Annotated in this window: 24 protein-coding genes; 8 read left to right on the top strand and 16 right to left on the bottom strand. The window is 64.9% G+C overall.

The genetic code is table 11. The features are described 5' to 3' along the window. Positions 1–70: 70 nt before the first annotated feature. Entirely contained in the window at positions 71–223 is a 153-nt protein-coding gene (locus HBA99_RS08580; protein WP_057968846.1) for a hypothetical protein, read from the top strand. A 74-nt stretch (positions 224–297) separates the two neighbouring features. Here HBA99_RS08580 and HBA99_RS08575 read toward each other — a convergent pair whose 3' ends face one another. From HBA99_RS08575 to HBA99_RS08555, 6 genes are all read right to left on the bottom strand, one after another. Beyond that, on the bottom strand, positions 298–1,317 hold the full coding sequence (locus HBA99_RS08575) for a sulfate/molybdate ABC transporter ATP-binding protein (RefSeq protein WP_070951259.1): 1,020 nt from the start codon (positions 1,315–1,317) through the stop codon (positions 298–300). A gap of 14 nt (positions 1,318–1,331) precedes the next feature. Then, the gene (gene cysW, locus HBA99_RS08570) at positions 1,332–2,147 is read right to left on the bottom strand and encodes a sulfate ABC transporter permease subunit CysW (RefSeq protein WP_030095174.1); all 816 of its coding nucleotides are present in this window, start codon (positions 2,145–2,147) and stop codon (positions 1,332–1,334) included. Next, positions 2,144–2,956 (bottom strand): sulfate ABC transporter permease subunit CysT, encoded by an 813-nt coding sequence (gene cysT, locus HBA99_RS08565; protein WP_070930528.1) that lies wholly within the window; start codon positions 2,954–2,956, stop codon positions 2,144–2,146. The genes cysW and cysT overlap by 4 nt, the downstream gene beginning before the upstream one ends. Positions 2,957–3,036: 80 nt before the next feature. After that, positions 3,037–4,080, bottom strand: coding sequence for a sulfate ABC transporter substrate-binding protein (locus HBA99_RS08560; protein WP_057968548.1), 1,044 nt, complete (start codon positions 4,078–4,080; stop codon positions 3,037–3,039). A gap of 132 nt (positions 4,081–4,212) precedes the next feature. After that, positions 4,213–4,308: an Ms4533A family Cys-rich leader peptide gene (locus HBA99_RS25085; RefSeq protein ID WP_367398660.1), complete on the bottom strand. Its 96-nt coding sequence runs from the start codon at positions 4,306–4,308 to the stop codon at positions 4,213–4,215. A gap of 167 nt (positions 4,309–4,475) precedes the next feature. Beyond that, positions 4,476–4,736, bottom strand: a complete 261-nt coding sequence (locus HBA99_RS08555; RefSeq protein ID WP_057968547.1) for a hypothetical protein — start codon at positions 4,734–4,736, stop codon at positions 4,476–4,478. A gap of 60 nt (positions 4,737–4,796) precedes the next feature. Between HBA99_RS08555 and HBA99_RS08550 the strand changes: the two genes are divergently transcribed. Genes HBA99_RS08550 through HBA99_RS08530 form a run of 5 tightly spaced genes read left to right on the top strand, consistent with a single transcriptional unit; the run spans position 4,797 to position 9,674 of the window. Continuing rightward, positions 4,797–6,347: a hypothetical protein gene (locus tag HBA99_RS08550; protein WP_070930490.1), complete on the top strand. Its 1,551-nt coding sequence runs from the start codon at positions 4,797–4,799 to the stop codon at positions 6,345–6,347. Beyond that, the gene (locus HBA99_RS08545) at positions 6,344–6,757 is read left to right on the top strand and encodes a hypothetical protein (protein ID WP_070951260.1); all 414 of its coding nucleotides are present in this window, start codon (positions 6,344–6,346) and stop codon (positions 6,755–6,757) included. Before HBA99_RS08550 ends, HBA99_RS08545 begins: the two co-directional genes overlap by 4 nt. A 1-nt stretch (position 6,758) precedes the next feature. Next, positions 6,759–7,916, top strand: coding sequence for a hypothetical protein (locus HBA99_RS08540; protein WP_070951261.1), 1,158 nt, complete (start codon positions 6,759–6,761; stop codon positions 7,914–7,916). Next, the gene (locus tag HBA99_RS08535; RefSeq protein ID WP_070921661.1) at positions 7,913–8,434 is read left to right on the top strand and encodes a hypothetical protein; all 522 of its coding nucleotides are present in this window, start codon (positions 7,913–7,915) and stop codon (positions 8,432–8,434) included. The genes HBA99_RS08540 and HBA99_RS08535 overlap by 4 nt, the downstream gene beginning before the upstream one ends. Beyond that, positions 8,421–9,674 (top strand): FAD-dependent oxidoreductase, encoded by a 1,254-nt coding sequence (locus HBA99_RS08530; RefSeq protein WP_070949203.1) that lies wholly within the window; start codon positions 8,421–8,423, stop codon positions 9,672–9,674. The genes HBA99_RS08535 and HBA99_RS08530 overlap by 14 nt, the downstream gene beginning before the upstream one ends. Here HBA99_RS08530 and HBA99_RS08525 read toward each other — a convergent pair. From HBA99_RS08525 to HBA99_RS08505, 5 genes are read right to left on the bottom strand one after another with little or no spacing between them, the layout of a single operon-like run. Further along, positions 9,664–10,449, bottom strand: coding sequence for a hypothetical protein (locus HBA99_RS08525; protein ID WP_070951262.1), 786 nt, complete (start codon positions 10,447–10,449; stop codon positions 9,664–9,666). The two genes, HBA99_RS08530 and HBA99_RS08525, sit on opposite strands and share 11 nt — an antisense overlap. A 15-nt stretch (positions 10,450–10,464) precedes the next feature. Further along, entirely contained in the window at positions 10,465–11,229 is a 765-nt protein-coding gene (locus HBA99_RS08520) for a hypothetical protein (RefSeq protein WP_070951263.1), read from the bottom strand. Continuing rightward, complete coding sequence (locus tag HBA99_RS08515) at positions 11,226–13,196, bottom strand: glycoside hydrolase family 15 protein (RefSeq protein ID WP_070951264.1); 1,971 nt, start codon at positions 13,194–13,196, stop codon at positions 11,226–11,228. The genes HBA99_RS08520 and HBA99_RS08515 overlap by 4 nt, the downstream gene beginning before the upstream one ends. A gap of 40 nt (positions 13,197–13,236) precedes the next feature. Beyond that, the gene (locus HBA99_RS08510; protein WP_030095162.1) at positions 13,237–13,419 is read right to left on the bottom strand and encodes a hypothetical protein; all 183 of its coding nucleotides are present in this window, start codon (positions 13,417–13,419) and stop codon (positions 13,237–13,239) included. Then, positions 13,416–14,426, bottom strand: coding sequence for an NAD(P)H-dependent flavin oxidoreductase (locus HBA99_RS08505; protein WP_070951265.1), 1,011 nt, complete (start codon positions 14,424–14,426; stop codon positions 13,416–13,418). The genes HBA99_RS08510 and HBA99_RS08505 overlap by 4 nt, the downstream gene beginning before the upstream one ends. A gap of 55 nt (positions 14,427–14,481) precedes the next feature. Here HBA99_RS08505 and HBA99_RS08500 point away from each other — a divergent pair, with 55 nt between their 5' ends. Continuing rightward, positions 14,482–15,246, top strand: a complete 765-nt coding sequence (locus HBA99_RS08500; protein WP_070930482.1) for a DUF899 domain-containing protein — start codon at positions 14,482–14,484, stop codon at positions 15,244–15,246. Between the two features lie 99 nt (positions 15,247–15,345). Here HBA99_RS08500 and lepA read toward each other — a convergent pair whose 3' ends face one another. Further along, on the bottom strand, positions 15,346–17,199 hold the full coding sequence (gene lepA, locus HBA99_RS08495; protein ID WP_057968562.1) for a translation elongation factor 4: 1,854 nt from the start codon (positions 17,197–17,199) through the stop codon (positions 15,346–15,348). Between the two features lie 77 nt (positions 17,200–17,276). On the opposite strand from lepA, the gene HBA99_RS08490 reads away from it, so the two are divergent. After that, entirely contained in the window at positions 17,277–17,876 is a 600-nt protein-coding gene (locus HBA99_RS08490; protein ID WP_030095158.1) for a type II toxin-antitoxin system PemK/MazF family toxin, read from the top strand. Between the two features lie 19 nt (positions 17,877–17,895). Here the strand turns inward: HBA99_RS08490 and gplR1 are convergent, their stop codons facing one another. The 4 genes from gplR1 to HBA99_RS08470 form a co-directional block, all read right to left on the bottom strand. After that, positions 17,896–18,543 (bottom strand): TetR/AcrR family transcriptional regulator GplR1, encoded by a 648-nt coding sequence (gplR1, locus tag HBA99_RS08485; protein ID WP_057964958.1) that lies wholly within the window; start codon positions 18,541–18,543, stop codon positions 17,896–17,898. A gap of 62 nt (positions 18,544–18,605) precedes the next feature. Then, positions 18,606–19,445: a transglutaminase family protein gene (locus HBA99_RS08480; protein WP_057968536.1), complete on the bottom strand. Its 840-nt coding sequence runs from the start codon at positions 19,443–19,445 to the stop codon at positions 18,606–18,608. 56 nt (positions 19,446–19,501) lie between these two features. Next, entirely contained in the window at positions 19,502–20,479 is a 978-nt protein-coding gene (locus tag HBA99_RS08475) for an alpha-E domain-containing protein (protein ID WP_030095155.1), read from the bottom strand. After that, the gene (locus HBA99_RS08470) at positions 20,479–22,134 is read right to left on the bottom strand and encodes a circularly permuted type 2 ATP-grasp protein (protein ID WP_057969648.1); all 1,656 of its coding nucleotides are present in this window, start codon (positions 22,132–22,134) and stop codon (positions 20,479–20,481) included. The genes HBA99_RS08475 and HBA99_RS08470 overlap by 1 nt, the downstream gene beginning before the upstream one ends. Positions 22,135–22,366 lie beyond the last annotated feature (232 nt).

The following is a 22,366-nucleotide window of genomic DNA, read 5'->3' as shown; positions in this document are numbered from 1 at the left end:
ACAGCACGTCCGCGCCACACCCCGGACGAACGCATTGTTATATGCGCATGTCTGCCGTAGGGTCGAATGTGTGACCAGCACCGAGCACAAGACCCACGACCACCCCGACCACGTTCACGGCCCTGACTGCGGCCACGAGGCAGTTGCTCACGAGGACCACGTGGATTACATCCACGACGGGCACCGCCACGCCCCGCACGGCGATCACTACGACGAGCACTAGAGCGCGATAGACAAAATGGCCCCCGGAGAACCGGGGGCCATTTTCGTGTCAGCTTTCGAAAACGCGGGGACGCCCTAGGACGCGACCTCGGCCAGATCGCCCAGATCGGGAACGCGAGTCACGCGCACATACACCTGGTCGCCTTCGTGCAACCCGAGTGCCTCAGCGTCTCCGCGGGTGATCTGCGCGGTGAACTGTTCCCCGGTCGCGGCACTGGTCAACTCGACCCGCACCTCGAAACCGAGGTGCACGACGCGTCCCACCGTCGCCTTCGTCACCCCGGTGGTCTCGCCGGTACCCTCCGCCGCGGCGCGGGAGAGGTCGGCGTTGCGCCCCACACGAATATCGTGCGGGCGCACCAGGATTCCGTTCAGCTTGGCCACCGGCCCCAGAAAGGACATCACGAAGCTGTTCGCCGGACGGTCGTACAGGTCGTCAGGAGAACCCACCTGCTCAATGCGCCCCTTGTTGAGCACCGCGATCCGGTCCGCGACATCGAGGGCCTCGGCCTGGTCATGGGTCACCAGCACCGTGGTGACGTGCACCTCCTCGTGTAGCCGGCGCAGCCAGGCCCGCAGGTCCTCGCGCACCTTGGCATCGAGCGCACCGAACGGCTCATCCAGGAGCAGCACTTCCGGATCGACGGCAAGCGCTCGGGCCAGCGCCATGCGTTGACGTTGACCACCGGAGAGCTGGTTGGGGTAACGGGTGTGAAAACCTGCCAGCCCCACCACTTCCAGCAGGTTGTCGACCTTTTCCTTGATCTCGGCCTTCGGCTTCTTGCGAATCTTTAGTCCGAACCCGACGTTTTCACGCACGGTCAGGTGCTTGAAGGCGGCGTAATGCTGGAACACGAAACCGATGCCGCGCCGCTGTGGCGGCACGCCAGTGACATCACGCCCGTTGATGGTGATGGTGCCGGTATCGGGCTGGTCCAGCCCGGCGATGGCCCGCAACAACGTCGACTTGCCCGAACCACTGGGCCCCAGCAGTGCGGTCAGCGAACCCGACGGCACCTCGAAATCGATATTGTCCAGCGCGGCGAAGTCGCCGTAATGCTTGTTCGCGCCGCGAACGGTAATCGCGTCAGTCATTCTGTGGCTCCTTGCTATTCGCTATTGGCTTTTGCTCGTCGCGCATCGATGACGACCTGGACTACCAGGACGATCACCGCAACAGCCATCAGTAGCGCCGAGATGGCATAGGCGCCGTACTCGGCACCGCGCTGATGACGATCGGACACGAGCAGGGTCAGGGTCTGCGACGTCCCCGGCAGGTTCGACGACACCATGATCACCGCGCCGTACTCACCGAGCGTGCGCGCGATGGTGAGCACGATGCCGTAGGTCAACCCCCAGCGAATCGACGGCAACGTGATACGCCAGAACGTCTGCCACGCAGTGGCTCCCAGCGTGGCAGCGGCCTCTTCCTGCTCGGTGCCCAGCTCATGCAGCACCGGCTCGACCTCACGAATGATGAACGGAATCGTGACGAAGATGCTGGCGAGCACGATGCCCGGGAACCCAAAGATGACCTTGAGTCCGAAATCGTTCTCGACAAACCCGAAGACGCCCGCCGATCCCCACAACAGGATCAGCGCGACACCCACCACCACGGGTGAGACGGCGAACGGAAGGTCGATGATCGCCTGCAGCACGGCCTTACCGCGGAACTTGTTCCGCGCCAGAACCAGCGCCGTGGGAATGCCGAAGATGACGTTGAGCGGCACCACAATCGCGACCACCAGCAGCGACAGCTGCAAAGCCGATATCGCGGCGGGGGTGGCGATCGACTCGAAGAACGCACCGACTCCGGGCTCGAACGTGCGCCACAAAATGAGGCCCACCGGAACGATCACCAGGATGCCGATATACAGCAGCGCCGCATAGCGGGCCACATATTTGACGAGCGGTGACGGCGTCACTGCGCCAGCTCCTCTCGCTTGGCCGCACGCGAACCAATGGTGCGTAGGACAAACAACACGACAAACGAAATGATCAGCAGCACAATCGAGATCGCCGCGGCACCGGTGCGGTCGTCGTTCTCGATGAGCGTCCTGATCCACTGCGAGGACACCTCCGTCTCGCCGGGCACCGCACCGCCAATCAGCACCACCGAACCGTATTCGCCGATAGCGCGCGAGAACGCCAGTCCCGCACCCGATAACAGCGACGGGAGCAGTGCCGGAAGGATCACCGCGCGGAAGATCGTCCAGTTGTCGGCTCCTAGAGAAGCGGCGGCCTCCTCGACGGACTGGTCGAGTTCCAAGAGGACCGGCTGCACGGACCGCACCACGAACGGCAGGGTGACGAACAGCAGCGCAATCCCGATACCCCACTTGGTGTGTTGGATGTGGATGCCTACCGGGCTGCCCGGGCCGTACAGCGCGAGCATCACCAGACTCGCCACGATCGTCGGCAACGCGAAGGGCAGGTCGATCACGGCGTCAACCAGCCGCTTGCCCGGGAAGTCGTCACGAGTCAGCACCCAGGCCACCAACAGCCCGAAGAACAGGTTGATGACGGCCACCCCGAAGGAGACCCCCAGGGTCACCTTGAACGAGCTCACCGCGGCATTGGAGGTGATCGCGTTCCAGAACGCGGTCCATCCGCCACCGGCCGACTGCCAGACAATTGCGGCCAGGGGTAGCAGCACGATGATGCTGAGCCAGATCGATGCCGCACCGACCCGCAGCGAGGTGCTGCCGTAGCGGCGAGTCAACAATCCCCCCATCTGCCCGGCACCGACCTTACGGTCGGGCCGGGCAGACGATTTCGGCTCGGAGGCCGGTTCCGTCGATTGTTCGGTCGCTGTCATCCGGTGGCCTTCTTGTAGATCTTTGTGATGCTGCCGTTTTCCTTGTCGAACAACGCGGGGTCAACTGTCTTCCAGCCACCCAGCTCGGCGATGGTCCACAGCTTCTCAGGCGTCGGGAAGTCCTTGGCGAATTCTGCCGTAACGGCCGGATCGACGGGGCGGAAACCTGCCTCAGCCCAGAGCTTCTGTGCCTCCGGGGTGTACAGGAAGTTCTTCAGGGCGTTCACCTTGTCCTGGTGTGCGCTGCCCTTGACCACGGCGACAGGGTTCTCGATCTTGAACGTCTGCGGCGGGTTGACGTGCTCGACGTCCTTGCCCTGACGTTCGACGTTGATGGCCTCGTTCTCGTAGCTGATCAACACGTCACCGCTGCCCTGTAGGAAGACGTCGGTGGCCTCGCGCCCGGAACCGGGACGCTGCTTGATGTGCTCGCCGACGAGCTTGCTGACGTAGTCGATGCCCGCCTGCTCATCGCGGCCGCCATTGCTCTTGGCCGCATAGGGAGCCAGCAGGTTCCACTTGGCCGAGCCCGAGCTCAACGGGCTGGGCGTGATGACCGTGATACCAGGCTGAAGCAGGTCATCCCAGTCCTTGATGTTCTTCGGGTTGCCCTTGCGCACCACCAGAGAAACGACCGAGCCGAACGGCACACCCTTGGTGGCGTCGGCATTCCAATCCTCGGAAACCTTGCCCGCCTTGACCAAGCGGCTCACATCGGGCTCCACCGAGAAGTTGACGATGTCGGCCGGCTTACCGTCGACCACGGCCCTGGACTGATCGCCGGACGCACCGTAAGAAGTAGTGACCGCGACACCCTTGCCCTCGGCGGTGTTCGCGAATGCCGGAATGATCTTCTTCCAGCCTGGCTCCGGCACCGCATAGGCGACGAGAGTCAAGGTGGTGTCGGCATCGGAATGCGACTCGCCCCCGGCGACATCACTGGATCCCCCACCGCAGGCGGCGAGAACTGTTGCCGCTGTGGCAAGAACTCCGATGTGGTGCCACCGGCGGGCACCTACCGTCTTCGCGATCTTGAGCATGAGGACCTTTCGTGGGATGACGATTACCTGGGACAGATATCTCATGGAATCCCGTGACGACAGAAAGGCAGCGAAACAGCCAGTGGGCTTCAAACTAGCCGCTACCGACACCAAACCGCGGACGGGATGGGTCTAGCGACAACAGTGAACGTCAGCGACCGCGCATGTACCGACCGCGATGAGCGCCAGGATGTGGCGCACGCGGTTACCCCGGGCGGCGGAATGCATGAGCGGAAGCGTAGCAGAGCCCCTTAATGCCGTCTTTACGGCTGAATCGGCAGGTAGAAGCACTATTGCGTCAACAGTCAGTAACTACCGGCTCAACAGCCAGGCGACTATGACCAGAACGGCCAGCGCAACCAGCGCCAACGTGACGCGCGACTGCGGCATGCCGCTCATGAAAGGTCCGCCTGGGTGGCCGGGGCTACCCGATTTTCCGCGGCGTGGCGACGCGCGGCCCGGTACCACCGACCGAGCCGATTCGACAGGCTGAGCAGCAGAAACAAGACCTTGTCACCGGCCACGGCCATCGCGTAAGCCAGCACCAGCACAACCGGCATCACGATGATTGTTTGAAGGATGAACCCGCGTCCGCTGAGCCACAGCTCCACGCCGTCCCACCAACTCAGGAGGCCGATCACGCTGTCGCTGTTCACGCGGGCCAGTTTAGGCGGACCATGCCGCGGGCCTTTCGGCGCAGGGCAGACTGGATACCGATGAGTCATTTGCGCGCGAAGTGCCTGTTCTTGGTGCTCGCATTCTCCGCACTGTTCAGCGGGGCCCACATCGCGGCGGCGGACTCCGCCGTCGCGGGCGCGGACGTGCAGGTCGCACAGAGCCTGGGTGACCGCGAGCTCACCGTGGTGGCCCGCCGGGTGACCAGCATTCCCGGCCCGCTACGTGTCGATCTGATCGCTCACCGGGGCACCGCGGCCGGTCCACTGCGCGTGCAGCTCGTGCCCACGGGCGCCAGCACCGATGAATACCAGCCCGCGCCGGGTGTGCCCACCGCAACGGCGCTGGTCGTGCTCGGTGAGAAACCCGGCCCGTACGGCGCGACTCTCGACGTGGACCGCCCAGGGCCCACCGACCTCACCATCAGTGACGGTGTCCACACCGCCCGGATCCCGTTGGTCCTGGTCGGTCAGGCGATGTCGCCACCCGAGCGGGTGGCCTATCTGGGGCTGGCGGCCACCGGACTGCTACTGGTGGTCTCGCTGGTGGTCGCGACCCGGGTGCGCCGCGGGATATGGATCGCGGTGCCCGTGACCGCGACCGTGACGGCCCTGGCGATCGCCATCACTGCGGCGGTGCTGTCCACGTCCGCCCCGCCACCGCCCGAGCCGGGCCCGCAACGCGATCCCACTGTCGACAACGCCGCCAACCCCTACCGCCTTGACCGCCCCGCGGTCACCGACTATTCGCGGCCTTCGGCCACGCTCATCGCCGAACGGCCGGACGTGGATTCGGGACGCACGACGGACATCGATTTCTCCCTGATCGACACCGCGACTGGACTGGCCGCCGATGACCTTGTCATCCACGACAGCGCGTTGATCCATCTGCTGGTGGTGGCCCCGGATGGGCGGCTATCTCACCTACATCCGATAAGGGTTGCACCGGGACGCTATTCGGTGCAGTTGTCACCCGAGGTGGCCGGCAGGTACGCGGTCTCGGCAGAGTTCGTGCGGCGCGGGGGTGGCGTACAGACGGTACGCCTGCCGGGTGGACTGACGTCACGTGGCGGAAAACCCACGGCTCCGGCGCCATTCGAGGGTCCCGGTATGCGCATGCTCGACGGGCAGCATGTGCACGTGAGCGCCGTCGGACTGCGTGCGGGACGGCCGACAACGCTCTCGGTGACCATCGGGGCCGATCCCGTTCTGCAACCGTGGCTGGGCATGCTCGGCCATCTGGTGATCGCCGGCCCCATCCCGCGCGATGTCCCCGCCGGTGAACTCGGTACAGCGGTGCAGGATTCGGCGGTATGGGCCCACGCTCATTCCATGGGCGGGCATGGCGGTACCGACATGCCCGGCATGGACCACAGCACCGGTCATGTGCCCACGCAAGATGATGCGATGCCACCCATGGTGGGGGCACCACCGCTCAACGGTGACAGTCCACCCGACGAGACAGTGGCCGCCTTCGGCCCGGACGTGCCGTTCACCTTTACGTTTCCCAAGCCGGGTCGGTACCTCGCCTGGATTCAGGCACAGCGCGACTACCGGGTGCTGACGATCCCGGTACGACTGGACATCTCATGACCCGTCAGGTGTGGGCAGGGCTCGCGCTGATCGTTGCCGCCGTGCTGGGGCTGGCGTGGATTGCCTGGCCCAGCGCCCCCGAGACCGTCACGCTGCACTCGGGTACCGAGCACTATGTCGTCGCCGTGACGGTGGATAACCCCCGCGTCGGGATGACCGCTCTGGAAGTCGCCATCACCAAAAGAGAGGATGACGGTTACCCCGAATCTCAATCGGTATCAGTTGAATTGGCGATACCACTGATGGGCCACGCCATGCCGCCGCTGCGCGAGGTGATATCGGGCCGCACGAAGTTCGACCAGGTGATGCTGTCGATGGCGGGACCCTGGGACATCATCGTGACCGTCACGCCACCCTCCGGCGATCCCGATGAACGCACGACGATGCCACTATGGGTGAGTGGAGGTTGACATGAACGCCGAGACGAGCACCGCAGGCACCGACGCCGAACAGACGCCGCGGATCACCCACGCCGTCATCGAGAAGTACGCGCCATTGGGTGCCTACGGCGTGCTGCTGGGCAGCGTGGTAGGCGCGGTGGGGACCACCTGGGATGTCGAATGGCACGACGATGTGGGTCCCGATACGTTCTTCACGCTGCCACATCTGTTCCTGTACTCGGGTAGCGCGATCGGCGGAATCACCAGCCTCGTCATGGTTTTGATGGTCACGGCCGCACAGCGCGCGGGTGAGGAAGTACCCCGCTGGGTGGGCGGCGTACCGATCCGGGTGTTCGGGGGCAGATTCACCGCTCCCCTGGGCTTCCTGCTCTCCGGCTGTGGCGCGGCCTCGTTTCTCATGTACGGGCTGTTGGATCTGTGGTGGCATACGGTCTACGGGTTCGACGCCGTCCTGGCCTCTCCCCCACATTTCGCATTGTTCGTGTCCGGAACCGTCACCGACCTCGGCAGTATCGTGACCTTTGCGGCGGCACGCCGATTCCGTTGGGGTGTGGTGGGTTTGATGGCCCAAGCCTCACTGGTGGCGGCGATGACTGCCATTCCGTTCACGGCGCTGTTCCTCTTCAAGTTCGATTTCAACCCGATTTCGCTGGGCTCGGCGTTCATCGTTCCGCTCGTGCTGCTGCTCATCGCGGGCGTCGTACGCTCGACGCTGGCGCCGCTCGGGGTCGCGGTGATCATGGGTGCCATTCAAGCCATCTTCTGGTGGTTTTCTCCCTGGGCCGCACACGAATACGCCGCGGCAGTCGGGTTGCCGTTGCGCGACGATCTCTGGGGCGGGCCACCCACAATCCCGGGAATGATGCCCATGTTCCTCGCGATCTTCGCAGTACTCGCCGCAGGGATGCTGCACCTGGCCGGGGACCGGAAATGGCAGCGGTGGCCGACCACCGTCATCGGCGCGATCCTGGGTTCGGTGGCGGGCATGGGCTATCTGCTGCAGGGCGCAATGCTGTATCGGCAGGGCACCGAAACCGCGAGCAACTACGTCACCGTCGGCGTGGCGGGACTGGTGTTGGGCGCACTCGCCGGATTTCTGGCGCAGCGCATCGCACTGATGTTGCGGGTGCCCGGAAGCGATGCCGAGACTGCGGGGGTAGCCGCGTGAGACACATTCGAATCCTGTTGTCACTCATCACAGTCATCGGCCTGTCCCTGGGCCTTAGCGTCCCTGCCAACGCCTACGCACCCGTAAATGTGGTGCACACCGAACAGGTCACCGTCGGCCCCTATCCCCTGACCGTCGGGTTCTCGACCTGGCCGCTGCGCGCCATGCAATCACTGGACTTCACGTTCATCCCCGCCGGCGGGATCGCCGATAAATCGGGCACGCTCACCATTGTGTCGCCCGACGGGAAGCAAGGGCATGCCGAACGGCTGGCACGCCATCCGCGCAAGCGGGAGGTCTGGGGGCTGGATGTCCGGGCACTGCAGGAAGAAGGCCGTCACCAGTTCATCTTCGATATCACCGGACCACAGGGGCCCGGGCAGGGCATCCTTGATCTGGAGGTGCTGCCCCAACCGGGACCACCGCTGGCCCTGAGTTGGATCGTCTCGTTGATACCGGTGTTCGCGTTGGCAGCAGTTTTGATCGTGGCGTGGAGGAGAACTCGTGACCAAACCTGAACCCTCGCAAAGCACCACCTGCGCTATCGCCGGCGGCGGACCGGCCGGAATGATGCTGGCGCTGCTGCTCGCACGCGGCGGAGTCGACGTCACGGTGCTCGAGAAGCATCCCGATTTCCTGCGCGACTTCCGTGGAGACACGGTGCACGCCAGCACACTAAATCTGCTGGATGAACTGGGGCTCGGCCCGAAATTCGCGGCCATGCCCCACAACTTGGTCGAGCAAGTCACCGTCGACCTCGGGGAGCAGACATATCGCCTGGGCGATCTCAACCGACTTCCGGGACCGCACAAACACATCGCGATGGCACCCCAATGGGACTTCCTGGAGATGCTGGCCAGTGCCGCGGCCACCGAGCCCACCTTCACCTTGCTCCGCAGCACCGAGGTGACCGGGCTCCTGCGCGCCGGCGACCGCATCACCGGCGTCGAATATCGCACCGCTACAGGAGAAACCGGGCAGCTCAAGGCGGACCTGACAGTGGCCTGCGACGGTCGCGGGTCGGTACTGCGCGCCGCCGCGGGCATGCGGCCGCGGCAGTTCGGTGTGCCCATCGACGTCTGGTGGTTCCGCCTTCCCAAGCATCCCGACGACCCTCAGGGACCACGCGCCCGGGTGGGTACCAACCGATTCATGGTGATGCTCGATCGTGGCGACTATTTCCAGTGCGGGTATCTGATCGGAAAGGGCACCGACTCGCAGATGCGCAGCGGCGACGTGCAGGTGTTGCGCGACCGAATCGCCGAAATGGTGCCGTGGCTGGCTGACCGCACCGATGCCATCACCACCTGGGATGACGTGAAACTGCTTGATGTACAGCTCAACAGACTTCGCAAGTGGTATCGCGAAGGCCTACTGTTCATCGGCGATGCCGCCCACGCCATGTCTCCCGTCGGCGGGGTCGGTATCAACCTCGCGATCGCCGATGCGGTGGCGACTGCCCGCATCCTTGCCGAGCCGCTGCGCACCGGATCTCTGACCACCGCCGATCTTCGCAAGGTACAGCTGCGCCGGTGGGCCCCCACCGCACTGATCCAGCGGGTGCAGCGCGCCGTTCACCGGCGAGTGTTCTCGGCAGTGGGGTCGAACACCACCGTCACTCCCAGCAGCAGAGTGGCATCGGTGTTGTCCGTTGCCACCAAATATCCATGGCTACAGGCAGTTCCCGCCTACGGGGTGGCGATCGGGCCGCTGCCCGAACACGCACCGGATTTCGCGCGGCGTCCGCCTACTGGCTAAGAATCGTCTGCATCCCGGGAGCCACCCGATCGCGAATCTTCGCCCACGGCACGGTAACCGGCACATAATCTCCGGCGACGTGGGGAACGGAGACATAGAAAGTCAGACCGGTAGGTACGGGAAGCCAATGCAAAAACTGCTCAGACTTCATATCCCCGGCCGCCTTGATCCGATCGGGCGGCCCAAGCTCCTGAACCAACTTCCGTAACTGCTCCCGTGCCGCCCCCTGGTCCGCGAACACATCGCCGAACATGATCGGCTGCGCCGTATCGGTGTTGATCGTGATGGTCGCGACCCTGTTGCTGGGGTACGGGCCGCCGCTGTTCGAAAGGAACACGGCGACTCCCGACAACACATGCGGACCGATGAACACGACCCGACTCGATTCCCCCGCCTGCAGCTGCCCGTCACCCACCGTCGCGGGCTTCGCCGCCTTCGGATCGTCCAGGCTGCGCACGACGTCTTTCAGCGCCACGCGCATGCCGTCGTTGAATCGGTCTCGGGCACCGGCCTTATCGCCGGTGACCTGAGGCAGTTTGACGTTGTAGTCGACCTTGCCTTGCTTTCCGCTCTCCTGCTGCAGCGTGGGACCAAAACCGAAGGCAGGCTTCGCGGTCGGCGGTGCTTGCGCCGGGGTAACGGACACAACCGGTGTGGATGGGGTCGTGGTGGACGGCGGAGCCTCGGGCGTCTGCGTGGGTTGGTCGGGTGGTTTGAGGCAACCGGCAGCCACGCCGCAGGTCACCACCAGCATCAACGCAAGACCACATCTCACAAGCCGCCCCCCTTGTTACTGGCTCAGCACCGGAATGATTTCAGGCGCCACCTGATCACGAATCTTTTCCCACGGCACGGTAATCGGAACGAAATCACCGGCAGCATGTGACACCGGAACGTAGAACCGCAACCCGGCCGGCACGGGTATCCATTGTTCGAGCCGCCCGTTGACGGTCTCCTGGCGCACCCGCGCGGTCGGGTCCAGATCGGGTAGCACCTGCCGCAGCCGTTCCAGGGCGGCATATTGGTTGGGGAACAGATCGTCATAGGTAATCGGTTGCGCGGTATCGCTGTTGACGACGAACGTCGAGACCGACTGATTCGGATGTGCACCGCCCGCGTACCAGAGATACACCTGGATGCCCGCCACCACGTGCGGTCCGATCATCGCGACACGAGTGCTCTCCCGCTCAGGACCGATATCGCCCTCGCTGATCGATACCTGCTGGCTCTTGGCGGGACCGGACAACGTGTCGATCACGTCGCGCAGCGCGCTGCGCATCCCGTCGTTGAATCGATCGCGGACGGCGGGTACTCCGCCGGAGAGCTGCGGCAGTGGCACGTCATAGGTCACCATCCCCTCGGCACCCTTGACCGGCTCCAACACCGGCGTGTATCCAAAGGCCGGGGCGGGGCTCGCCGGAGTCGCCGATGACGTTGTCCCCGAGGAAGGCTCGGTTGTGGTGGGAGCCTGCGCATCCGTATCGGCGGCGCGTCCGCATCCGGACGCGACCACGCACATCACCACAGCGACCGCGGCGGCGCCCCGGATGCTCACGTGGGCGCGTTCGCAGGCTGGAAGGTGCCGCTCATGTCCGCTTCCTCCTCGGCCCGGATGACGTGCACGACCGCGTTGATCAACGCCAGGTGGGTGAAGGCCTGCGGGAAGTTGCCCAGATGCCGACCGGTACGCGGGTCGATCTCCTCGGCGTAGAGCTGCAGCGGGCTGGCGAAGGACAGCAGTCGCTCGCACAGGTGGCGAGCCCGGCGTACCTCACCGATCTCCACCAACGCCGACACCAGCCAGAACGAACAGATGGTGAAGGTTCCTTCCTCACCCGAGAGTCCGTCGTCGGTCTCCTCCACCCGGTAACGCAGCACCAGGCCGTCATGGGTCAGCTCATCGGCGATCGCCAGCACCGTCGCCCGAATCCGCGGATCGTCGGACGGCAGGAAACGGTTCAGCACCGCGAGCAGCAGCGAGGCATCCAAAGCCGTTGAGCCGTAACGCTGTACCAACACCCCGCGTTCATCGACGCCATTCTCCAGGATGTCGTCCTTGATCTCGTCGGCGACAGCACGCCACTGCTGGGCATAACTCTTCTCACCATGCATTTCGGCAAGTTTCGCGCCGCGGTCCATAGCGACCCAACACATGATCTTGGACGAGGTGAAATGCTGTGGCTCCCCGCGTACTTCCCAGATGCCACGGTCGGGCTCACGCCAATGCCGTGCCGCCTCTTCGGCCTGGTTCTTCAGGATCGGCCACAGCGTCGCAGGAATCTGCTCCCGCGACCTGGCGTGCACGTACACCGAATCGAGCATGGTGCCCCAGATGTCGTGCTGGATCTGATCAAAGGCACCGTTACCAATGCGCACCGGCCGTGCCCCGTCGTACCCGGACAGGTGGGGCAGCTCCCCCTCGGTCAGGGTGCGTTCGCCACCCACGCCGTACATGACCTGCAGCGGATGTTTCTCGCCATTGTTCGCACCCGAAGCATCGGCGATGAATGAGAAGAAGTCGTCGGCCTCACGGTCCAGACCCAGCGTGTAGAGACCCCACAGCGCGAAGGTGGAATCTCTCACCCACGAATAGCGATAGTCCCAGTTACGCACTCCCCCAGGGGTTTCCGGTAGCGATGTGGTCGAGGCTGCCAGCAGCGCGCCGGTCGGCGAGTACGCCAGGCCCTTGAGGACCAGCGCGCTGCTCTGCAGGTACGAGCGCCACGGATGGTCGGGAAATTCACCGATGTTGATCCATTGCCGCCAGGCCTCGGCGGTCTTCCACATTTTGTCGGCGGCCTCCGCATATGTCTGCGGCACAGGATGTTTGGACCAACTCAACGCGACGAACACGTTGTCGCCCTCGGTGAGCCGGGTGCGGGCACGCGCTTCCCGGCCCTCCAGCCCCAGCCGAAGATTCGTGGTCAGCTTCAGCGTCGGATTGGCGTCGGGGTTCTTGGTGGCCCGGCAGGTCGCCTCGCCGTAGCCGTCGCCGGAGTACTCCCAGGAGGCACCCTCACGGTGATAGTCGAACGCGGGCTCGCAGTTCATGAGCACTTCGACCGTCCCGCTCACACAGCGCACGGTGCGTAGCAAGATGTGCTCGGCATCCCAATCCGTCGGGGTGCGCTTATGGGTTTTCGACCGGGAATCGACGTCGTGCCAGGGCCCCAGCACCAACGCGTCGCGGACGGTCAGCCATCCGGTCTTGGTCTGCCACGTGGTTTCCACCATCAGGCTGCCCGGCAGGTAGCGGCGCGAGGCCGGCACGTTGTGCCCGTATGGCGCGATCCGGAAATGCCCCGCCCCACGATCAAGGATCGCCCCGAAGATGCTCGGCGAATCCGGCCGCGGAACGCACATCCACTCCACCGATCCGTTGGCGGCGATCAGGCAGGTGTTCTCCCAATCCGAGAGAAATGCGTAGTCGGCGATGGGCGGAAACGGGCCGCGCCGCTGAACAGGAGACTGACTGGAAAGCAGTCCTTCTAGCGACAGCTCGGGATCAAGAGACGACACCATCCGACCATCGTAGGTGCGATCTGGCTACCCGCCCGGCTCATTAGCGCCTGCGAAGCAGGTAGATGCCGAGTCCACCGAAGAGCAGCAGGTTGAACACCAAGAGCGACACAAGGACACCGGTGGACCCTCCGCTACGCGGACCTGCCAGGTAGATCACCAGGTCGATGCCGACTAGCAGGCATGCGGCGACAAGTGCGGTCCAGATCAGGGTGGTCGGTTTCATGCTGTCTCCTGACCCCGTGCCGCGTCCAGTTCGCCGGCCAATACCGACATCAGTTCCGCCACCGGCAGGGCCCGGGCCCGATGATGTTCGGTGCCAGCCCACAGCGACATCACGTCCGGATCTCCGCTTGCCCGCAGCTCCTTGGTCGCCGAGTTCAGCGCCGGGAAGCTCACCGGGGCAACCGATTCCATATCCCGCTGGAACGCATTCGAGATGCTTCGCGCCGGGCGGCCCGAGAAGACCCGCGTCACCACCGTTTCGGCCGGTTGCAGCAGGGCGTCTTTGTAGACCTGTTTGGCACCCGACTCGTCGGTGACCACCAGCGCGGTGCCCAACTGGGCGGCCGAGGCTCCCGCGGCGAGTACCCGGGCGATGTCGGCGCCGTCCATGATTCCGCCCGCTGCCACCAGCGGTAACGCGGTGACCGCCCGCACGTTCGCGATCAGATCGGCCAGCGGTTCTTCGGGGGCACCGGCATCGAAACTGCTGCGGTGACCGCCGGCCTCGGGGCCCTGGACAACCAGCGCGTCGGCACCGATGCCTTCGGCGATCGTGGCCTCGACGGCACTGGTGACGGTGATCCACACCTCGGATCCGGCCTCGCGCAGCCGGTGCGCGTCCTGCGCGGACGGCACGCCAAACGTGAACGACACCACCGGGACAGGATTGGCCACCAGATACTCGATCTTGTCGGCATACGCGTCGTCGTGCCAGACCGGATCGCCCGGAGCCACCTCGAGTTTGTCGGCCCAGATCTTCAGCTTGTCCAGGTACTCACCCAGGTCGGCCCCGAGGTCTGGCGTGGGAACGAAGACGTTGAAACCGAAGGGAAGACCGCCCATCGCCTCGCGGTCCTGGTCCAGCTGCTCGACGCTGCGGTACCCCGCAGGCAACAGACCGAAACCGCCGGCCGCACTCACCCCGCGCGCCACCGCGGGAACGGTGATACCGCCGGCCATCGGGGCGCCGACGACTGGAAGACGAAGCCCGGCAAGCACGGTACTCATGCCGCTCAGCGTATCGACGCGATGAGTTTTCCGGCCGGGGTGGGTCGGTATCGGTATGACAACCTCATCCGCCTATCCCACCGCCGTCACCCGCGAGGAATGGCTGACGGCCCGCAAGCAACTGCTGGCCCGCGAGCGCGAGGTCACCCATCTGCGCGATGCCGTCAATGCCGAACGCCGACGCCTTCCCATGGTGAAAGTCGAGAAGGACTACCTCTTCGAAGGCCCTGACGGGCCGGTGCGGCTGCTGGACATGTTCGAGGGCCGTCACACCCTGTACATCCACCATTTCATGTGGATCGACGCCGCCGACCGCGGATGCCCCAGCTGCACCGGCGCGGCCGATATGACGTTCACCGAACGAGATCGCGCGTTGTTGACCGACAAGGGCGTCACCTTCGCCTGCGTGTCCCGTGCGCCGTATGCCAGCATCGCCCGTTACCGCGACGAACACGGGTGGACGTTCCCGTGGTACTCCACCAACGACGGCGATTTCAGCTACGACTTCCACGTCACGCTCGACCCGTCGCGCGCGCCGATCGAGTACAACTACAAGTCGCTCGAGGAGTTACACGCCGACGGATTCAGCGAGGAAGACCTGCGCGGGGATTGGCCCGGCGCCAGTGTCTTCCTGCGCCGTGGAGCCGAGGTATTTCACACCTATTCGGCCTTCGCGCGCGGGCTGGATCATTCCGCGGTCGGGTATCCGTTCTTGGACCTGACACCGTATGGGCGTCAGGAGCCGTGGGAGGAATCGCCCGCGGGCTGGCCGCAGGGCGGGGCCGTCGTCGGGATGCCGAGTCAGGACTGCGAGCACTGAGCCCGAGTGTGCCGATACGGTCGAAATTCACGGAAATATCGACACTATTCGCACACTCGGCGAGGTTGGGTCACCCTCCGCGAGAAGCCTGCGCCAGGACTACTTCTTCGGTTTGTCCGCCGTGGACTCGGTGGACAGCGCCGCCACGAAGGCCTCCTGCGGCACCTCGACCCGTCCGATGGTCTTCATGCGCTTCTTGCCCTCCTTCTGCTTCTCCAGCAGCTTGCGCTTACGGGTGATGTCACCGCCGTAGCACTTGGAGAGCACGTCCTTACGGATGGCCCGAATGTTCTCACGCGCAATGATTCTCGAGCCAACAGCGGCTTGCACCGGCACTTCGAACTGCTGGCGCGGAATGAGCTCCTTGAGCTTGACGGTCATCTTGTTGCCGTACGCCGAGGCGCCGTCCTTGTGCACGATGGCACTGAACGCGTCGACCGCCTCACCCTGCAGCAGGATGTCGACCTTGACCAGGTCGGCTTCCTGCTCGCCGGCCTCTTCGTAGTCCAGGCTGGCGTAGCCGCGAGTGCGCGATTTCAGCGAGTCGAAGAAGTCGAAGATGATCTCGCCCAACGGCATTGTGTAACGCAGCTCGACACGCTCCGGCGAGAGGTAATCCATGCCGCCGAGTTCACCGCGTCGTGACTGGCACAGCTCCATGATCGAACCGATAAACTCGCTCGGTGCGATGACAGTCGTCTTGACGACGGGCTCGAACACCGAACGGATCTTGCCCTCGGGCCAGATGGACGGGTTGGTCACCATCATTTCGGTGCCGTCCTCCTTGACCACGCGGTACACCACGTTGGGTGCGGTCGAGATCAGGTCGAGGTTGAACTCACGTTCCAGCCGCTCACGGGTGATCTCCATGTGGAGCAATCCCAGGAAGCCGCAACGGAATCCGAAGCCCAGCGCCACCGACGTCTCCGGCTCATAGGTGAGCGCCGCGTCGTTGAGCTGCAGCTTGTCCAGCGCCTCACGAAGATTCGGGTAGTCGGATCCGTCCACCGGATACAACCCGGAGTACACCATCGGCCGCGGTTCGCGATAACCGGTGAGCGGTTCGGTCGCACCCTTGCGCGCAGAGGTGACGGTGTCACCGACCTTGGATTGGCGCACGTCCTTCACGCCGGTGATCAGGTAGCCCACCTCGCCCACCCCAAGGCCCGCAGAGGGTTTGGGGTCGGGTGAGACGATGCCCACCTCCAGCAGCTCATGGGTGGCGCCCGTTGACATCATCGCGATCTTCTCGCGCGGGGTGATCTTGCCGTCGACGACGCGGACGTAGGTGACGACGCCCCGGTAGATGTCGTACACCGAGTCGAAGATCATCGCGCGCGCCGGAGCATCCGGATCACCCTGTGGCGCAGGAATGAGCCGCACCACCTCGTTCAGCAGTGCCTCGACGCCCTCGCCGGTCTTGCCGGAGACCCGCAGCACATCGGAGGGCTCGCAGCCGATGATGTGCGCGATCTCCTCGGAGTAGCGCTCGGGGTCGGCCGCGGGCAAGTCAATCTTGTTGAGGACCGGAATGATGGTCAGGTCCTTGTCCAGTGCCAGGTACAGGTTGGCCAGCGTCTGCGCCTCGATGCCCTGCGCGGCGTCCACGAGCAGCACCGCGCCCTCGCACGCCTCCAGCGCCCGCGAGACCTCGTAGGTGAAGTCCACGTGCCCGGGGGTATCGATGAGGTGCAGGACATAGTCCTCGGGCCCGTTCTCGCCCTTGAGCTGCCAGGGCAGCCGCACATTCTGTGCCTTGATGGTGATGCCGCGCTCACGCTCGATATCCATGCGGTCCAGATACTGGGCACGCATGGACCGCTCATCGACCACGCCCGTCAACTGCAGCATCCGGTCGGCCAGGGTCGACTTCCCGTGGTCGATATGGGCGATGATGCAGAAGTTACGGATAAGCGCCGGGTCCGTGAACGTCGTGTCGGCAAAACTTGGCACGGCACCATGCTCCCATGCCGCGCGCCATGCTCCTGACACACACGTCGTGAGGGACTACCGGTCAGTATGCTCGCAGCATGGCGTCACAGTGGCAGACGCTCGGGCGGAAGCTCGGGAAGATCGCGGTGGACACTCTTGAACAAGTCGTGTTCCGCGAAGGCCCGAAGGTGCTGCGGCAACTACAGGGGTCGGAATTCGTTCAGCGGGGGCTGCAGCGCGGGCTGGAAGCGATCGGCGTCGTGGAGACAGAGCAGCAGACCGCCATTCCCGGGCGTCCGGTCACCAACCGCAGCGTGCCCACGGCCCATCGGGCCCGTCGCATCGAATACACGCCCGACCTGGACGGTCGCGCCGATCCCGGCGAAATCGTCTGGACCTGGGTGGTCTATGAGGATGACCCGTCACAGGGCAAGGATCGTCCGGTGCTCGTGGTGGGACGGGATGGCTCGGTGCTATTGGGCCTGATGCTCTCGAGCCAGGAGCGCCACGACACCGACCCGGACTGGGTGGCGCTCGGCAGCGGCAGCTGGGATTACGACGGTCGCCCCAGCTGGGTGCGCCTGGATCGCGTGCTCGATGTTCCCGAAGAAGGAATCCGGCGCGAGGGCGCCATTTTGGACGTGGAGCGATTCAACATCGTTGCGATGCGCCTGCGCACGCACTTCTCCTGGAGCTGATCGAACCGATCAGCGCAGCTCAGTGCTCTACGGAGTTGCGCACCGGCAACGGCGTGAACATGGCCTGGTCAACGAACTGTGCGGTGTACTCAGCCAGTTCTTCACGCTCAAGACGCAGCCGTCCGTCGAGCCATGCCAGCACGGTGCCCGCGACACCGGCAGCCAGGGCTTCGGCCTGCACAGCGGTGTAGTTGGGGTCGGCATCCGGATCGAACTCGGCGCGCGCGGCACCGAGCATCAACGCCATGTAGTGCGTCAACCGCATGCGGCGACGAGTGAGCCGCTGGCTGCCCATCGCCTCGGTGGCGATCACGCGGGCGCGCCGGGGATCGGCGGTCAGTGCGGTCACCGCACCCACGACACCGGCATGCACCTGCGAGCGTGAGTCCTTCTCGGCAGCGGCCATCGCCGACCCTGCGGTGGCGATGCTGTCCTCGATGATCCAGTCGAAAACGGCGACCAGTAGCTCGTCGAGGCCGTCGAAGCACTCGTAGAAGTAACGGGTGTTCAGTCCGGCGGTCTTGCAGATCTCCCGAACCGTTGTCGCAGCCCAGCCGGAGCTGGCCATCACCTCGAGCCCCGCCTCAAGAAGGCGTCGCCTCCGCTCCGCGCGGCGCTCGTCTGCCGTTCGTCCGCCGTATAGCCCGGTAGCTTGTTTGGTCACCATGGTCTACGCATTATTACTCTTCTTGCCAGACACCTGTGCAATAACTGGCTTTTCTGCGGTGTTTAGGCGAGTCGTGTGACTTCGACCACGACGTCCAAATCGGTCGAGCCACCCCCCGAGTAGATGCCCTTGAGGGGGCTGACGTCCGAGTAGTCCCGGCCGACGCCCACGGTGATGTACTGCTCGTTGATCTCGCTGTCATTGGTGGGGTCGTAATCCCACCACGCGCCGGCCCAGCCCTGGATCCAGGCGTGGCTCTGTCCGTCCACCGTCTCGCCCACCGCCGCGTCGCCCTTGGGGTGCAGGTATCCCGAGACGTAGCGCGCCGGGATCCCCATGCTGCGCAGCAGGACCAAGGTCAGGTGCGCGTAGTCCTGGCATACACCTTTTCTCTCACGCAACGCATCCAGCGCCGACGAATGTACACCGGTGGTTCCGGGCACGTAGTCGAGCTCCGAGTGCACCCATTTCGATGCCGCGACAATGGCCTCGGCGGGACTGGCATCCTTGGCGATCCGCTTGCCCACCGACTGCACCTTCTTGCTGTGTGGGACGTACGCGCTGGGCGACAGATACTCGTCGAATCGGTCGATGACGGCGTCGGCGTGGATGTCATCCCAGCTCACCGTTTCCTCCGGCTTCTCCGCGACATCGGTCTCCACCACCGACAGACCTGTCACCTCCAGTTCGGTATGGGGTGCGTGCAGGTCGAATGTCGTGACGGCGGTACCCCAGTAGTCGACGTACCGATACGAGCGGGTGGCCGGCACCGTCTCCACGCGATTGAGAATGACGTTCTGGCGACCGTCACTGCGCGGTGTCAGCCGCGCCTCGTTGTAGGAGGCGGTCACCGGCGTCTTGTAGGCGTAACCGGTGGCGTGGACGACTCGCAAGCGCCACATCTACTTCTCCTCTTCGCGCACGTTGGGGGTACCTCCCGCGGGTGGGGGCCACATCGTCAGATCTCGCCTTCTTCAATGGGATCCACATCGTGGCGGCCACCGGCATCGGTCCACGCCACCCACGGCGCGGCGTGGAAGTACTGCAGCGCCACCGCCTCACCCAGTTCCCGGCAGGTCTGTTGCAGGCCGGCCAGTCGTGTCGGCAGATCCTCCAGCAGCACTCCGGGACGCATGAACTCCAACTCACTGCGGGCCCGCCCCAGCAACCGCTGCGCCTCGGCACGCGCACCGACTCGGCTGTGCGGCTGGTGATCCAGCTCCTCCAGGCTCAGCTCGGCCTGGCGCAGCGAGTGGAACACCGAGCGCGGGAACAGCCGGTCCAGCAGCATGAACTCGACGACCCGGCTCGCGTCCAGGACCCCGCGATAGGTGCGCAGGTAGGTGTCGTGCGCGCCCGCGCTACGCAACAGCGTGACCCAGGCGGGTGAGGACGCACGGTCACCAACACGGGACAGCAGCAGCCGCACCGTCATATCCACCCGCTCGATGGACCGGCCCAGCACCAGGAATCGGTACCCGTCGTCACGGCTGAGTGTGGAGTCGGCGAGCCCCGCGAATTGCGCGGCGCGCCCCTCCACGTAGGTGAAGAACTCGTGGGGTCCGAGTCTGCGGGCGGCGCGCTCGCGATCGGCCAGCGCGTTGTAGGTGGTGTTGAGGCACTCCCACATCTCGGTGGACGTCACTTCCCGTGCGCCGCGCGCATTTTCACGCGCCTCGGAGATGGAGTCGACGATCGACCCACCCTGCACTCCCCTGCTGAACGCGACCAGCTCGGTGAGTGACCACACATCGAGCACGGTGTCCGGCGCGTCGATGCCCAGCACGCGCAGCAGCACGCGGGAGGCATGATCGGGATCCACGCTGGCATCCTCGAGCAGCTGGTGCACCGTGACATCGAGGATGCGCGCGGTGTCATCGGCACGCTCGACGTATCGGCCAATCCAGTAGAGCGACTCCGCGTTTCGCGCCAGCATTAGGACATCACCTGCTGTTGTTGTTGCTGCTGTTGCACCTGCAGACCCGCGGTGGCCGCCTCGGGCCCCTGTTCCACCTCCGCCGCCTTCGGCAGCTCCGGGACCACCTCGGCCCCCGAGAGCTCACGCTCGGCGACAGAAGCACGCGAGGCCAGCACCCAGGTGTCCTTGGAGCCGCCACCCTGACTGGAGTTGACCACCAGCGAGCCTTCCGGCAATGCCACCCGGGTGAGACCACCGGGTAGCACCCAGACGTCGTCACCGTCATTGACCGCGAATGGGCGCAGGTCCACGTGCCGCGGCACCAGTTGGTCGCCGACCTTTGTGGGCACCGTGGACAACTGGACCACGGGCTGGGCCACCCAGCCGCGCGGGTCAGCTCTGATCTTCTTGGCGATCGCGGCGCGTTCCTTCTCGGTGGCGTCGGGGCCGAAGACGATGCCGTACCCGCCGGACCCCTCCACCGGCTTGATGACGAGCGCGTCGATGCGGTCAAGCACTTCCTCGCGCTCGTCGTCGAGCCAACATCGGTAGGTATCCACGTTCGCGACTATGGGTTTCTCGCCGAGGTAGTACTCGATGATGGTCGGCACGTAGGTGTAGACGAGCTTGTCGTCGCCCACTCCATTGCCGACGGCGCTGGAGATGACGACGTTCCCAGCGCGTGCGGCGTTGAGCAGACCCGCGACACCGAGCACCGAATCGGGACGGAACTGCATGGGGTCCAGGAAGGTGTCGTCGATGCGGCGGTAGATGACGTCGACCTGACGCTCACCCTCGGTGGTGCGCATGTAGACCTGGTTGTCGCGGCAGAACAGGTCGCGTCCCTCGACAAGCTCCACTCCCATCTGGCGGGCCAGCAGGGAGTGCTCGAAATAGGCCGAGTTCGCGACACCCGGTGTGAGAACCACCACGGTCGGGTCCGCCTCATTGGTGGCCGCCGACTTACGCAGGGCGCGCAGCAGATGTGAGGAGTAGTCGTCCACCGCGCGCACCCGGTGGGTGGCGAACAGGTCCGGGAAGACCCGCGCCATGGTGCGACGGTTCTCCATCACGTACGACACCCCGGACGGGGACCGCAGATTGTCTTCGAGTACCCGGAAGGTGCCTTGCGCGTCGCGCACCAGGTCGATACCCGCGACGTGGATACGCACCCCGTTGGGCGGATTGATTCCGGCGGCCTCGCGGTGGAAGTGCTCGCAGGACGTGACCAGGGCGCGCGGGATCACCCCGTCTCGCAGGATCTCCTGATCGCCGTAGATGTCGGCCAGGTACATCTCCAGTGCGCGGACCCGCTGAGCGATGCCCCGCTCCAGCCGTGACCATTCGGCCGCGGCGATGACGCGCGGCACCAGGTCCAGCGGAAACGGGCGTTCCTGCCCCGACAGCGAGAAGGTGATCCCCTGGTCGATGAATGCTCTGCCCAGCGCGTCGGCACGCGCGGCAAGGTCGGCGGCATCGGTGGGCGCCAGCTCGGCGTAGATCCCCTTATACGGCCCGCGCACGTTGCCATCGGCGTCGAACATCTCGTCGAAGGCCTTGGCGTAAGCACCCTTCTCGGACACCAGTTCGCGGTAACCGCCGAATATCTGGTCATCTCGCCGGGTTAGCCGTGGCGTTGCCGCCGTGCGTGTGGGTCGCCCCGAGTTCGGCATCACTGTTCGCAGGCTCACCTTGCCTATGCTGCACCAACTCGCCGGATTCGGCAGTGCGTGCGCGCGTATCGCCGATACTTGCTGGATACCTGGACGCAATCTGGCGTTGTGCGGCCACCCGCCGGTTTCAGGTTTCGGCCAGACTCCTGGTAGTCTCTTCCCTTGCGGCGCTGCTCAGCTGCCCCGGATCCAATGATCTGGAGGCCGCCGCCCTACCAGACGATTTACCGAA

Origin of the sequence: Mycobacteroides chelonae (assembly GCF_016767715.1) — a bacterium.
In the GTDB taxonomy this organism is placed as follows: Bacteria; Actinomycetota; Actinomycetes; order Mycobacteriales; family Mycobacteriaceae; genus Mycobacterium; species Mycobacterium gwanakae.
This window is presented reverse-complemented; position numbering and strand designations above follow the sequence as displayed.